1 protein-coding gene is annotated in these 385 nt (G+C 56.9%); it reads right to left on the reverse strand.

The genetic code is table 11. The annotated features are described in order from the left end of the window. Positions 1 to 145: 145 nt before the first annotated feature. Positions 146 to 385, reverse strand: a 240-nt coding sequence (locus tag AC0L3J_RS37610; RefSeq protein ID WP_473350461.1) for a DUF2761 domain-containing protein, incomplete at its 5' end; no start/stop codon positions are given.

Raw genomic sequence — 385 nt, forward strand, 5'->3', positions numbered from 1 at the left:
ATAACACCCATAATTTGCTCCGCGCCTTGGTTGAACATAGCGGTGACAGCCGCCAGCACATGAGAGAAGTTTAGCTAAACATTTCTCGCACGTCAACACCTTTAGCCGCTAAAATTTGGGGACAGGTCATTTACAGAAAGCCAGCTCACTCCTGGCGTTGCCCCTTGAGCGCCGCTAGGCGCGCAGCATCCTTCGCGCTGAGAAAGAACGTCATCAGCGGCCCGACCGTCTTGCTTGAACCGTCGGCAAAGCAAACATCCATCGAACAGCCTTGCGTGTGGGGGTCCACGCCTTCGACCAGTTTCCAAGGGTCCATGCCCCAGCCCTCGGCCTCCGGATTGAACCAGTACGCCGATGCGTCGCCGTTTAGGTCGCTGTCGGCGTA

The sequence above is a fragment of the Bradyrhizobium sp. Kon37 genome, from assembly GCF_055807535.1.